We start from the raw sequence: 12,026 nt of genomic DNA, 5'->3' as shown, positions 1-12,026 counted from the left end.
GCACGTGGCGTGACGCAGCGGGTCCGCGTGGCCCTCCAGGCACGGTTCTACCCGCAAGGTCCGACAATCCCCGCCCTGGGGGAGGGATTGCGGGGGGGCGCGGTATCCGGCGACAGGCACTGCGGTTAGGATGGCGCGCCCCGCCTGGAAGAGAGCCGCAAGCCGCGCATGAAGATTGAAATCGCCCACCTGCCCCACGACATCATCGAGATCATCTATCCGTCGGAAGTGACGCCGAAGGACGTGACCGAGTACGTCGAGCAACTGAAGAAGGACATCACCGCCCGCGGGGGCTCGGAGTGGTCCGCGCTGGTGGACCAGTCCAAGTTGCGGGTGATGCCCTCCACGGTGGTGGGGGAGATGGCCCGGCTGAACGCCTACGCCCAGCAGCGCGGCATGAAGCGCTCCGCGCGCGTGGTGAGCGACCCCGGCAGCGGCCTGCAGGCGTGGCGCATGACCAAGAACGCCGGCCTCACCATCCCGGCGAAGACCTTCGAGACCCGCTCCGAGGCCCTGTCCTGGCTCGAAGCCCCCGACGCGGACTGAAGCCAACCCCCGGCATCCCCTCCCCCCGGTCCTTCCATGCGACCGCACGGGTCCGCCTACGTCTTCCAGTAACACCCCCTTTCTTCGCTGTGTCTGTCGCCGTACCCGTCAGGAGTCACCCCGCATGTCCGTGTCCGCCCCCGCCCGCCGCGCGAAGCTGCTCGGCACCCTGTTCTGTACCCTCACCGCCCTGGCCTGTGGGCCGGCTCCTGAGTCCGGCACGCCGGAGCAGCAGCCCGCGCTGAACGAGTCGAACGCGCCGGTCGTCTACGGCAACGACGACCGCATGGAAGTCTACGCGCACCCCAGCGCGACCCTGCAGGACCGGGCGCGTCAGTCCACCGTGGCGCTGCTGACGCCGGACTTCATCGACGACTCGAACCCGAACAACATCATCGTGGACCAGACGCCGCTGAGCGAGTGGGAGGGCCTGTGCACCGACCAGCGCTTCTACAACGACCCGGCGCCGGCCTTCTGCTCGGGCACGCTCATCGACGATGACCTGGTGCTGACCGCGGGCCACTGCGTGACGAGCGCGGCGGAGTGCGCCGACACGCGCTTCGTCTTCAAGTTCTACAAGACGTCGGAGAACACGCTGGAGACCATCACCAGCCAGGACGTCTTCTCCTGCAAGAGCATCGTGGTGCGCCGGCAGTCGTCGAACAGCGCCGGTGACCTGGACTACGCCATCATCCGGATGGACCGCTCGGCGGCGCCGCGCTTCACCCCCGCTCCGGTGCGCGCGGGCAACACCGCGATGACCGTGGGGCAGAACGTGGCCGTCATCGGCAGCGGCAGCGGTCTCCCGGTGAAGATCGACTCGGGCGGCTCCGTCCGCGCGGTCAACTCCGGCCTCAAGGACTACTTCGTCGCGACCACGGACACCTTCGCGGGCAACTCCGGCTCCGCCGTGTACGAGACGGCCACCAACACCATCGCGGGCATCCTGGTGCGCGGCGACGAGGACTACGTGCTGCGCTCGGGCCAGGGCTGCTACGAGGTCAACGTGTGCTCGGAGACGGGTTGCGGTGGTGAGGAGATCACCTACGTGAACCAGGCCATCACGGCGTTCTGCGCGGCCAACACCAACCAGCGGCTGTGCAACACCACGCCGCCCCCCGCGACCAACTACGTCTTCACCGCGTCCAACACCGCCAGCGCCACGCGCAGCACCATCAACGGCACGGTGACGCTCAAGGCCGGCGACAAGCTCACCGTGGGCACCTGCGGCGTCACCGGCGCGGCCCTCACCAGCGGTGACTCCTTCCTGCGCCTGCGCGGCCCGTCCGGCACGGAGGTCGCGTCCAACGACGACGGCTGCGGCAGCGGCTTCGGTTCGAAGATCACCTACACGGCCAGCGTCGCGGGCACCTATGAAGTCCGCGCCGGTTGCTACCAGGCCGGCAGCTGCGCCGGCACGGTGGCCTGGGAGATTGCCCAGGGCAGCGCGGCCACCCAGGGCTCATCCAACTTCAACGTGAGCAACACCGCCAACGCCACCACGGGCACGGCGAACAGCGACGTGACGCTCGCGCCCGGCCAGACGCTGACCTTCGGCAGCTGCGGCGTGGGGAGCGCGACGGGCACGGGTGACACGGTGGTGCGCCTGTTCAACGCCGCCGGCCAGCAGGTGACGTTCAACGACGACGCCTCCGGCTGCGGCTCGCTGTCCCGCGCGTCCTACACCGCGCCGGCGAGCGCGGGCGGCACGTACCAGATTCGCGTGGGCTGCTTCGGCAGCGAGGCGTGCAGCGGCACGCTGGCCTGGACCCTCCAGTAGCCTCCCGCGCCTGAGCTGTCCTTCCGGGCCTGTCGCTCCCTCGTGATACGGGGAGGGACGGGCCCGGTGTCTTTTGGCGCCCAGCCGCTCCTGCCCCGGGGGCTTCCCTCCCCACCCGAGGCTTGACACCTTGGAGGGCGAGGTCTAACGCAAGGCGCCATGAGCACACCCCGCTTCCCGCCGTCGCCCCGCCGCCCCGTGAGCACCGAGGGTCCGCTGCGAGTCCTGCTGCTGGAGAACATCCACGCCTCGGCCCAGGAGATGCTGAAGGTGGAGGGTTTCGAGGTGGAGCGGCTGTCCGCCGCGCTCAAGCCGGAGGACCTGGCGGAGCGGCTCAGGGGCGTGCACCTGCTGGGCATCCGCAGCAAGACGACGGTGCCGGAGGAGTCGCTGAAGTACGCGGAGGACCTGCTGGCGATTGGGGCCTTCTGCATCGGCACCAACCAGGTGGACCTGCTCGCCTCCAGCGTGCACGGCGTGCCGGTGTTCAACGCGCCGTTCAGCAACACGCGCAGCGTGGCGGAGATGGTGCTGGCGGAGGTGGTGGTGCTGACGCGCCAGCTCTTCGACCGCAGCCGAGAGGTGCACACGGGGCAGTGGCGCAAGGTGGCCACGGGCAGCCACGAGGTGCGCGGCAAGACGCTGGGCATCATCGGCTACGGGCACATCGGCTCGCAGCTGGGCGTGCTGGCGGAGGCGCTGGGCATGCGCGTCCTCTACTACGACGTGATGACGAAGCTGCCCCTGGGCAACTCGCGGTCGGTGGCCACGCTGAACGCGCTGCTGGCGGAGTCCGACTTCGTGACGCTGCACGTGCCGGCGCTGGCCTCCACGCACCTGATGATGGGCGCGGAGCAGCTGGCCGCCATGAAGCCGGGCGCGTGCCTCATCAACGCCAGCCGCGGCACGGTGGTGGACATCCCGGCGCTGGCGCAGGCGCTGCGCTCCAAGCACCTGGGTGGCGCGGCGGTGGACGTGTACCCGGAGGAGCCGGAGGGCAACTCGGACGGCTTCGTGACGGAGCTGCAGGGGCTGCCCAACGTGGTGCTCACGCCGCACATCGGCGGGTCCACGGAGGAGGCGCAGGCGTCCATTGGCAAGGAGGTGGCCACGTCGCTGCTCAAGTTCGTGAAGGGCGGCGCGACGACGGGCGCGGTGAACTTCCCCAACGTGGAGACGCCCATCAACCCGGGCACCCACCGCATCATCAACGTGCACCGCAACACGCCGGGCGTGCTGCGTGACATCAACCGCATCGTGTCCGACCTGAACGCCAACATCCACGCGCAGGTGCTGAGCACGGACGCGAACGTGGGCTACCTGGTGATGGACCTGGACCAGGACGTGTCCCGCCAGGTGTGCGAGGCCATCGCCGGGCTGGAGACGGACATCAAGACGCGCATCGTGTCTTGAAACGCCGGGCGCGGAAGCCGCGCCCTCAGGCGTCCAAAATCTTCCCCGGGTTGAGGATGCCCGCGGGGTCCAGCGCGCGCTTGAGGGTGCGCAAGAGCTCCATCTCCCCGGGCGCGCGCGTGTAGTCCAGGTAGTCCTTCTTGAGCAGGCCGATGCCGTGCTCGGCGGAGATGCTGCCGCCGTGCTTGCGCACGAGGTCGAACATGGCGTGGTCGGACTGCTTCGCGTGGGCGAAGAAGTCCGCCTTCTCCACCGCGTCCGGCTTCATCACGTTGACGTGCAGGTTGCCGTCACCGATGTGGCCGAAGAGGCAGATCTCCCAGCCCGGGTAGCGGCTGGCGAAGATGGCATCCAGCTCCGCGCAGAACGCCTCCAGGTTCGCCACCGGCAGGGAGATGTCGTTCTTGTGCAGCACGCCCGTGGCGGACAGGCTTTCGCTGATGGACTCGCGCAGGGACCACAGCTCCTGCGCCTGCGCCGTGCCTTGCGCCTGGGTGCCGTCGGTGACGAGCCCGCGCTCGAAGAGGGAGCCGAGCCACGCCTCCACCGCCGCCGGGTCGCCGCCCTCGGACTCCAAGAGGACGTAGCAGCCGCTGGGGGCCTCGAAGGGCGAGCGCAGCTTGCGGTGGCGCTGCACGCGGGCCAGGCACTTGTCGGTGAAGAACTCGTAGGCGGACAGCACCAGCGGCGCCTGACGCGCGTCGCGGAACAGCCGCAGCACCGCGGCCACGTCCGGCACCGCGAAGAGGAAGACGTCCTGTTTGCCGGGCAGCCGCGTCAGCTTGAGCGTGGCCTCCGTGATGACGCCCAGCGTGCCCTCGCTGCCGATGAAGAGCTGGCGCAGGTCCGCGCCGGTGTTGTTCTTCTCCAGCGCGCCGTTGAGCTCCAGCACCTGCCCCTGCGCCGTCACCACCTGGAGGCCCAGCACCCACTGCCGGGTGAGGCCGTAGCGGATGACCTTCACGCCGCCCGCGTTGGTGGCGATATTGCCACCCACGGTGCTGCTGCCCTTGGACGCGAAGTCCACCGGCCACGTGAGCCCGTGCGGCGCGCAGTGCTGGTGCACCGCCTCCGTCACCGCGCCGGCCTGCACGCGCACCGTGTTGCCCAACAGGTCCACGGACTCCATGCGAGTCATCCGCTTGAGCGACAGCACCACCTCGCCGCGCATGGCCACCGCCCCGCCCGCCAGGCCCGTGCGTCCGCCGGAGGGCACCAAGGCAACGCGGTGCTGGTGGCACAGCGCCACGAAGCGGGCCACCTCCTCCGTGGTGCGAGGGAAGACCACCGCACCCGGCGCCGGGGCGTACACGCGCGTCCAGTCGCGACCGTACTCCTGGAGCTCCGCGGGCTCCCGGGTGAGGAAGTCGGCGGGGAAGGACTCGGCGATGGCGCGGAGGAAGTCGGCGGGCAGCGCGGCGGTGGACATGGGTCCAAGGCGTATTGCAGCCCCTGGGGCATGACAAGCCCGGCGGCGGCCTGGAGCACGGCCCCTGACGCATGCCGGGCTGGAAAAGGGCCAGGAAGCCCAGCTCGCTCCGTATAGGGCACGGACGCCGCGCCCCCGTCGCGGCCCTGCCTTTCGAGGAACCTCGACGACCGCGATGCGAATCGCACGGTCCGGGTCGAGCGCTGGTTGGGTCCGGACGGGGACGGCGACGGCGTCGGGGCCACACCCCGGCAGATGACGTGCCTGGGTCCGGCGGTGCTCGCCGGGTGGTCGCGGTACGGCGATGACGCGGATGACCACGACGCCGCCGTCCAGACGGATGAAGCCATGGACGAGGAACTGAGCCTCATCCTGGACCTGTGAGCCCTACGCCGGGAGATGACGGCCAGGGCCCGCATGGGCGTCATCCCCGTCGCGGTGCCAGTAGGACGCGGCCTTGACCCACTCCGCCGGCTGGCCGCGCTCCTCGATGACGTAGGTCCGCAGCTCGCGCACCCACTCCGCCTCGCCCGCCAGCCACACGAAGCCATCCCCCGGCGGAGGCGTGAACTTCGCCAGCTCGCGCCGCAACAGCGCGCCATCTCCGGGCCCCGGCTCTCCACGCACCACCCAGGTCGGGTGCCAGGAGGCCTTCGTGACGAAGGTCTGCTGCTCGGACGCGTGGGCCACGACCGCCACGGTCGTCACGGGCACGCCCGGGCGCAGCAGCTCCACCCGGCGGCCGAGCGCCGGCAGCGCGCTCTCATCCCCCACCAGCAGGTACCAGTCGAAGTCATCGGGCACGAGCTGCGAGCCCTTCGGTCCGCCAATCTCCAGCGTGGAGCCGACCTTCGCGCCAGCCGCCCATTCCGTCGCGGGTCCGGAGCCGTGCAGCGCGAAGTCGATGGTCAGCGTCTGGCCGCGGTTGTCGTAGGAGCGAGGCGTGAAGTCACGCATCACCTGCTCCCCCGCCCGAGGGAAGAACAGCTTGATGTGGTCATCTGGCGACGGGCTGTTGAAGTCCGCCAGGTCCGGCGACGCGAAGTGGATGCGCCGCATGCGAGGCGTCACGGACTCCACGCCACTGACGACCAGGCTGCGCCGCCGCAGCTCGTGGCGCACGCGAACGATTTGATGCAGGTCCTGGGTGCTCATGAGCGGAGCCTCTCGATCTTCTGCGCGGCCTCGTCGATCAACGCCGCCACGTCGAGCACGACCTTCTTGTCGACGCCGGGCGACAGCGTGTCGAACAGCACGCTCTTCAGGTTCTGCATCGCGCGCCGGACCGGAGCCGCGTCCGTGCGCTCGCGAATCTCGCCAGCCTCCGCGAGCCGTCGCAGCAGCCCTTCCACCGTCTTCGCGTTCTCCGCGAGCAGCGCCTTGCCCTGCGCCGTGATGGCGAAGAGCTTGCGCTGCGTGTCCGTCGTGTCCGGCTCGCCCACCAGCTCCATGTCCTTGAGCAGGGTGAGCGTGGGGTAGATGACCCCGGGGCTGGGGGCGTACACGCCTCGGCTCAAGCCCTCGATGGCCCGGATGAGGTCGTACCCGTGCCGGGGCTCCTCGTTGAGGAGGTGGAGCAGGACGAGGCGCAGCTCGCCGCCCTCGAACATCCGGTGCCGCCCGCCGCCAGGGCCTCCGTGCCGTCCCCGGTGGCCCTCCCCGCGCTCGTGGTGATGCCAGTGCTCCGGGTCGCCCCGGTCTCGTCCGTGTCCGCCGCGCATGTCGCGTCCTCTCAGGGGTTCAAGATACCTTCCAGATGGCTCTGAGATATATCTCAGCATTATCTGACGCAACCCGATCCGCAGCACCGGCCGGCTGCCTGCCGGGCTGGCCCTCGGGGCATGCGTCGACCGGTTTGGCGGACTTGTCAGGGATGGCGGCTATGAACGGGCTCTGAACGCCGCACCGGAGTACGGCCAGGAGGCAAGAGCGATGGGCAAGCGCGGGTGGGCGGTTCGGTGAAGGGCCTGGGAGTGGACGATGCGCGCTGACGTCCTACTCGGGTGCGTGGCACTGCTCCTCACCGGCTGCGCTTCGTTGCCTCCCGGGCCCGGAAGGACGCTGAGCTACACGTCCCGCACGGAGACTGACGCCCCTGGAGTACGAGCGTCGAACGACGAGGCACCGCGTGCATCCGCTCCGGTACCGGGCGTCACGCCCCGTGAGGAAGCGCCTCCCCTGTACCGCCGCAAGACCGTCCGCGAAGTGGCGACGGGGGCGAGCCCCGTTCGTGCGGTGGCCCTGGCGGACGTCACCCACTCCGACGACGTGCGACCGGATGCCTGGGAGCAGTTGCTGGCGAACGCGGGACTCGAAGCGCGAGACGAACGCACCCTGGGAGACGCGCTGACGCCCACGCAAGCGGCGCGACTGATGGGAGTACTTCTGGGCAAGCCCGTCACATTGAGCACCTTCCCGCCTCGCATGGCGGCGGGCTTCATCCTGCGCGAGGTGATGGAGGGAGGCGAAGTCACACGGAAGGAGCTGTCGCGGCGGGTGGAGCGCTTCTCCCGGGAGCAGATCGCGGTGCTGCGACCCGACGGCTATCTGGCGTGGTCCCTCACCGGGCGTACCCAGCAGAAGGTGTCAGCTGTCGAGTGGAAGGACGGCACCTTCCGCGCGCATGGCTTCGAGCTGGGCCGCTTCTACAGCGGCAAGGGCGGCGTCTTCCGGACCGTGGACGCGCAGCTCCAGGCTTCGGACTGGCGCCCGCTGGCAGAGGTGTACGACGACGCGGACGTCATCAGCCGCACCCTGGATGGAGCCGAGGACGCCGTCGTGGAGCTGTACCACGCACTGGGACAGTTGCTCACGCGTCCCGTGGACAGCATCGCGGGCCTGAGCCACCTGCCAGCGGGCGTGGCGGCGCTCATTGCTTCATCGCCCGCGTACTGGGAGCGATTCCAAGCCATGACCCGTGGCGAGCAGATCCGCGAAGTGTCGCGGCTGACGACGGGGATGCTCGTCACCTGGGGCGCGGCCTCGGCCACGACACGGACACTGAAGGGGATGTCCGTGGGCGCGGAGGCCACGCTGCCAGTGCTCTCACTGTCGGCGGAGGGCGCGCTGGCGTTGGAGCGCGTCGCGGTGCCAGCGGGGCGGGCGGCGTCAGTGCTGAGCGGCGGGCCCGGGGCGGCCATCATCCTCCAGCGAGTCGATGACGCAGCGGGCTCAGGGGCTGGTGGTGGTGGAGATACACAAGGGACAGCGCCGTCGAGTGGGCCAAAGGGCTATTCGTCCTTCAAGTCCTTCAAACGGGCCATGGGACCGGCGGGCGAAGGAAAGGAGTGGCATCACATCGTGGAGCAGACCGAGGGAAACGCGGCTCGTTTCGGGCCACATGCTCTCCACAACAGCGAGAACATCGTCGCACTTGGCAAGGATGTTCACAGTGGAGTGAGTTCTCTCTACTCGTCGAAGCGGCCTAGACTCACGAACTCGGAAACCTTGACTGTGAGACAGTGGCTGAGCACTCAATCCTTCGAAGCGCAACGAGACTTCGGATTGGTGGCGATCCAGCACGTGACGAGAGGAATCTGGTGACGGACCTCGAAAAGTGGGTGGAGGAGTTCGCGCTGAACGTGTCAGCGCAGACGGCAGCCATCGCGCGTGGAGATGCCAAGGAGGGGAACAAGCATGCGGATCGTTACATCGCTGCTGTTCGGAAGTTGAAGGGGCAGGGAGATGCGGGGCGGGATGCGCTTGCGGTGCTGCTCAAGCACCCTGACAAGGACGTCAGCACCATGGCGGCGGCATACCTCTTGAGGCATCGGACGGCCGAATCGAAGGCTGTCCTAGAAGAGGCTGCGCAAGGTGAAGGGTTGATCGCCTTTGAAGCCGCGCAGGTGCTGAAGAACTGGGAAGCAGGTGTTTGGGCGCTGGATCCGGGATGATCTTCCAAGGCGCGTGGCGTTGAGGACAGAGGCACGCTGATCATTCTGCCCCCCGAGCACATCGCACTGACGCTGACAGACGGCCCGGGCAACAGGTGTCCGGGCCGCCGGGTGTCTTCCACTACGGGTGGCTGGCGGGGTCCGCCGGGTGGGTGCCCGCAGCCCGCTCATCGCCGTCCAGGAAGCCGTCCAGGTCCCGGTCGATGCCCACGCGCTGACCGGAGCCCAGCGGCGCGCAGGTGTACGTCAGCACGCCCTGGCTCGCGGCCACGCCCGAGCGCAGCGACGCGGACGGCACCAGCGGCAGCGCCGCCCGGTCCGCCTTGAACTGCCCGCTGCCCAGGTAGCGGAAGCCCATCTCGTACGAACCCGCGCGGCCCTTCGCCACCAGGTCGCACTCACCCGCATCCGCGCGCGCCATCAGCAGGTCGATGCGCGTCCCCACCACCGCCGCGTTGGTCGCGGTGAGCGTCACCTGCTGCCCGACGATGGGCGCCAGGTTGGTCTCGAAGGCGAACATGTACTGCTCCATGTCCTTCTTCGCCTGGAAGCCCGCGGGCGTGTCCGGGATGCCCACCTGGTTGAAGATGGGGTGGAAGTCGAAGCCGCTGTTGAAGAGGAACAGCGTGGGGATGGCGCCGTCGCTGTTGAAGCCCGTGCCGCGCACCTGGTCTCCCAGGAACGGATCCACCGGCGTGTTGCCGAAGGGGAAGCCGGCGCCGAACATGCCGACCTTCTGGTACAGGTTCCGCAGGTGCGGGACCTTGGGGAACAGCGGCTCCGCGTCGAAGGAGCTGCGGCCGTCCGTGCCGAAGAAGCCCTTGAAGGGGCCCTCGCCCGGGTTCGCGTTCACGTCCACGCGGTGGCAGGACTCGCACGACCCCGGGAAGAAGCTGGTCGTGTTCGTGAAGAAGTCCTTGCCCGCCTGCTGCGAAGCCGTGAGCGAGTTGTCCAGCTTGCGGATGGGATTGGGCGGGTAGACGACCTGGAGGATGAAGTCGGAGAACTTCTGCATCTCCGTCTCCGTCAACTGAGCGCTGCGGCCCAGCAGGTCCTTGAACGCGGGGTTGAACTGCTTGAAGGCCGCGACCTCGTCGAAGGTGCCGCTGTTGGGCTGCACGCTGGGCGCGCTGTCGCCGCCGGTGCGGTCTCCACGCCAGTGCATGGGGCCCTGGTTGGCCATGCCGCGCAGGCTCTGCGTGGACAGGGGGCCCTTCATCGGATGGAAGGACGTGTCCTGGCCGAACGTGGGGTCCGTGCCGAACTCCGGCAGCACCGGGACGATGGGGTTGTAGCTCGCCTTCACGTCACCGTCCGGGTTGCCCAGGTCCCAGGTGGTGCTGTCGAAGTCGCCGAAGATGTGGCAGCTGCCGCAGGATGAGTCGCCATGGCTGGAGCTGTTGCGCGCGTCGTAGAGGAACGGGCGGCCCTGCACCACGCTGACCGGCTCCGGGTTGAACATGGGCAGGTGCGCGACCTCCGTCTTCGTCGCGGTGTTGACGACGGAGATGGCGTTGTCGAAGCGGGTGAGCACGTACAGGCGCCCCCGGGCTTCATCCAGCACCAGACCGGTGGGGCCGCCGCCCGTCAGCATGACCTGGTTCGCGGTGGAGGGCGTGAAGGTGCCGGACTCCAATTGCGACGTGGCGTACACGCCCAGCTTCGACGAGCCGAACGCGGCGACGTAGAGCGTGGCGCCGTCGGACGTCACGGCCATGCCCGTGGGCTGCGCGAGGCTCTTCTCGCTCTCCGCGTTGGGCGTGGCCGCGCAGCAGGCCGCGTAGTTGATGTGCGTGTTGAGGTGACGGGGCGTGACGGAGGGCGCGCTGGGGCCGCCCAGCACGGTGATGCGGCTCTCGTGCAGGTGGCCGCGCAGGGTGTTGCCCGCCATCGTGCCGGGGCCCTCGAAGCGCAGGTCGTTTCGCGCTTCGGTGTTGCTCACATAGACCTTCCCGCTCACCGGGTTGACGGCCATGTTGAACAGGATGGTGCCCACCCCGGCGTAGGTGCCCGCCGCGCCGGACACCTGCACGGGCGGATTGGCGTTGGCGGAGATGGCGAAGACGTCCTTGTCCGGCAGGGAGAAGCGGACGTACTCGGTCCATGGGCGGTTGAGCACGTCCACCCAGTCCTCGCCGTTGTACTTCACGATGACGGAGACCTCCGGGGCGGGGATGCCCTGGTGGTTGACGTTGGGACCGGGGACGCCGCCCTCGGACTCGCCGCCGTTGGGCACCAGGCTCTCGTGGACCACGGAGGTGCGGTTGCCGGAGTGGAACGCGGCCGCGTACACCCTGCTGCCGTCCGGAGTCGCCGCGAGCGCGCGAGGCGTGTCACCGAACAGGGTGAGGCGGGTGAGCGGCGTACCGCCCAGCGTCGTCCCCAGGTTGTCCGAGTCGAACACCCAGACGTCCGCGCGGCCGACACCCGGCGTGGTGAGCCGCGGGTCGAACCCGGTGTTCTGTCCGCGGTGCGCGGCGGTGATGAACGCGCGCTTCCTGCCAGTGCCCGCGAAGACGATGTCGCGAGGCTCGTCGCCCACGAGCAGCGTGCGCGTCACGCTGCCGCCCTGCCCGTTCGCGTCCACCTTCACGACGCTGACGCTGTCGGACAGGTGGTTGACCACCCAGACCTCATTGTTGGTGCGCGCGGCCACGGCCACGGGCTCCAGGCCCACGGGCACGGAGCCCTTGTGGGTGAGGCCGCTGGTGCCCACCTGGAAGATCTCCAACCGGTTGTCCGGCGTGTTGACGGCGTAGAGCCACTGGCCGTTGGGAGACAGGGCCAGGGGACGCACCTGGCCGCTTTCAAAGACGGTGAAGTGCTGCGCGTGCGACGGGCTGCCCATGGCGAGGCCCAACAGCAGCGTCGCCGCGGACGCGGTGCGCTGGAAGACGCGGAGCACCGCCGGGTGTCTGGCTTTCATGAATGTCTCTTTGGGAAAGGGGCTGGGGACCCCGGCTTC

The 12,026-nt window shown here is 69.1% G+C and carries 10 protein-coding genes; 6 read left to right on the top strand and 4 right to left on the bottom strand.

Annotated features, from left to right (window positions below; translation table 11 throughout):
* Positions 1-168 precede the first annotated feature (168 nt).
* The 3 genes from D7X99_RS04005 to serA all read left to right on the top strand — a co-directional run bounded on the left by D7X99_RS04005 (position 169) and on the right by serA (position 3,739).
* Positions 169-546: an STAS/SEC14 domain-containing protein gene (locus D7X99_RS04005; protein WP_120595722.1), complete on the top strand. Its 378-nt coding sequence runs from the start codon at positions 169-171 to the stop codon at positions 544-546.
* Between the two features lie 124 nt (positions 547-670).
* Positions 671-2,326 (top strand): trypsin-like peptidase domain-containing protein, encoded by a 1,656-nt coding sequence (locus tag D7X99_RS04000; RefSeq protein ID WP_121776537.1) that lies wholly within the window; start codon positions 671-673, stop codon positions 2,324-2,326.
* Between the two features lie 159 nt (positions 2,327-2,485).
* Positions 2,486-3,739: a phosphoglycerate dehydrogenase gene (serA, locus tag D7X99_RS03995; RefSeq protein ID WP_121776536.1), complete on the top strand. Its 1,254-nt coding sequence runs from the start codon at positions 2,486-2,488 to the stop codon at positions 3,737-3,739.
* Positions 3,740-3,764: 25 nt separating this feature from the next.
* Here serA and D7X99_RS03990 read toward each other — a convergent pair whose 3' ends face one another.
* Positions 3,765-5,168, bottom strand: a complete 1,404-nt coding sequence (locus tag D7X99_RS03990) for an FAD-binding oxidoreductase (protein ID WP_121776535.1) — start codon at positions 5,166-5,168, stop codon at positions 3,765-3,767.
* A gap of 207 nt (positions 5,169-5,375) precedes the next feature.
* Between D7X99_RS03990 and D7X99_RS42645 the strand changes: the two genes are divergently transcribed.
* Positions 5,376-5,552 carry a hypothetical protein gene (locus D7X99_RS42645; protein ID WP_158626916.1) on the top strand — a complete coding sequence of 59 codons (177 nt, stop codon included), beginning with the start codon at positions 5,376-5,378 and terminating at the stop codon, positions 5,550-5,552.
* A 3-nt stretch (positions 5,553-5,555) separates the two neighbouring features.
* Here the strand turns inward: D7X99_RS42645 and D7X99_RS03985 are convergent, their stop codons facing one another.
* Positions 5,556-6,323, bottom strand: a complete 768-nt coding sequence (locus D7X99_RS03985) for a siderophore-interacting protein (protein ID WP_121776534.1) — start codon at positions 6,321-6,323, stop codon at positions 5,556-5,558.
* Positions 6,320-6,889, bottom strand: a complete 570-nt coding sequence (locus D7X99_RS03980) for a PadR family transcriptional regulator (RefSeq protein WP_233613076.1) — start codon at positions 6,887-6,889, stop codon at positions 6,320-6,322. The genes D7X99_RS03985 and D7X99_RS03980 overlap by 4 nt, the downstream gene beginning before the upstream one ends.
* 259 nt (positions 6,890-7,148) lie before the next feature.
* Here D7X99_RS03980 and D7X99_RS44400 point away from each other — a divergent pair, with 259 nt between their 5' ends.
* The gene (locus tag D7X99_RS44400) at positions 7,149-8,711 is read left to right on the top strand and encodes a hypothetical protein (RefSeq protein ID WP_147476015.1); all 1,563 of its coding nucleotides are present in this window, start codon (positions 7,149-7,151) and stop codon (positions 8,709-8,711) included.
* Positions 8,705-9,061 carry a DUF2019 domain-containing protein gene (locus D7X99_RS03965; RefSeq protein WP_121776589.1) on the top strand — a complete coding sequence of 119 codons (357 nt, stop codon included), beginning with the start codon at positions 8,705-8,707 and terminating at the stop codon, positions 9,059-9,061. Before D7X99_RS44400 ends, D7X99_RS03965 begins: the two co-directional genes overlap by 7 nt.
* A 121-nt stretch (positions 9,062-9,182) precedes the next feature.
* Here the strand turns inward: D7X99_RS03965 and D7X99_RS03960 are convergent, their stop codons facing one another.
* Entirely contained in the window at positions 9,183-11,987 is a 2,805-nt protein-coding gene (locus D7X99_RS03960) for a YncE family protein (RefSeq protein ID WP_121776530.1), read from the bottom strand.
* Positions 11,988-12,026: the final 39 nt, after the last annotated feature.

Source organism: Corallococcus sp. AB032C (assembly GCF_003668935.1).
Classification (GTDB): domain Bacteria; phylum Myxococcota; class Myxococcia; order Myxococcales; family Myxococcaceae; genus Corallococcus; species Corallococcus exiguus.
This window is presented reverse-complemented; position numbering and strand designations above follow the sequence as displayed.

Excerpts from the sequence above, each read along its gene's own strand:
- D7X99_RS03980 (WP_233613076.1), bottom strand. The coding sequence starts at position 6,889 with ATGCGCGGCGGACACGGACGAGACCGGGGCGACCCGGAGCACTGGCAT.
- D7X99_RS44400 (WP_147476015.1), top strand. The coding sequence starts at position 7,149 with ATGCGCGCTGACGTCCTACTCGGGTGCGTGGCACTGCTCCTCACCGGC.
- D7X99_RS03985 (WP_121776534.1), bottom strand. The coding sequence starts at position 6,323 with ATGAGCACCCAGGACCTGCATCAAATCGTTCGCGTGCGCCACGAGCTG.
- D7X99_RS03990 (WP_121776535.1), bottom strand. The coding sequence starts at position 5,168 with ATGTCCACCGCCGCGCTGCCCGCCGACTTCCTCCGCGCCATCGCCGAG.
- D7X99_RS04005 (WP_120595722.1), top strand. The coding sequence starts at position 169 with ATGAAGATTGAAATCGCCCACCTGCCCCACGACATCATCGAGATCATC.
- D7X99_RS03960 (WP_121776530.1), bottom strand. The coding sequence starts at position 11,987 with ATGAAAGCCAGACACCCGGCGGTGCTCCGCGTCTTCCAGCGCACCGCG.
- serA (WP_121776536.1), top strand. The coding sequence starts at position 2,486 with ATGAGCACACCCCGCTTCCCGCCGTCGCCCCGCCGCCCCGTGAGCACC.
- D7X99_RS04000 (WP_121776537.1), top strand. The coding sequence starts at position 671 with ATGTCCGTGTCCGCCCCCGCCCGCCGCGCGAAGCTGCTCGGCACCCTG.